The organism is Dryocola clanedunensis, assembly GCF_038405435.1.
Taxonomy (GTDB): domain Bacteria; phylum Pseudomonadota; class Gammaproteobacteria; order Enterobacterales; family Enterobacteriaceae; genus Dryocola; species Dryocola clanedunensis_A.
In genome coordinates, this window is record NZ_JBBYHZ010000201.1 from 1 (window position 1) to 535 (window position 535).

The following is a 535-nucleotide window of genomic DNA, read 5'->3' on the forward strand; positions in this document are numbered from 1 at the left end:
CGGCGAGTAGACCCACTCGTCGGAGGCTTCGTTGGTCAGGTTGATGCCTTCCAGGCTCAGTTCGAGCTGGTCGCTGATCGTGTAGCGGATCGAGGCATCGATGACGGTGGTGCCGGTCATGCCGTGGTAACCGTCGAGGTTGAAGCCGGCTTCCGTACCCGGTGCCTGGGTCAGGTAGTCATCGCGGTTGGTCGCCGAGACACGGCCGGAGAAGACCTTGCCTTCGTAGAACAGCGTGGCGTTCCAGGACGACTTGGACAGGCCGGTCAGGTCGGTCTTCATCACCGGCTGGCCGGCCGCGTTGAGGTACTGGATCTGCGATTCCACCCAGGTGTAGTTCAACTGCACGCCCAGGTTGGACCACTTGCCCGGCAGGAAGGTGAACGGCTGGGTGTAGTTGGCTTCCACGCCGTGCAGTTCACCGCCCGGGGTGTTGACCGGGCGGCTGTAGGTGAAGTCGTCAGCGGGCGAGGCACCGGTGCCGATCAGCAGCGAGGCGGGCAGGCCGCTGTCGGAGTACGGACGCACTTCGCGG

General features: G+C 64.5%; 1 protein-coding gene. It reads right to left on the bottom strand.

The window, feature by feature from the left end:
• On the bottom strand, positions 1-535 hold a 535-nt coding region (locus tag AAE045_RS24225), incomplete at both ends, for a TonB-dependent receptor domain-containing protein (protein WP_455549842.1).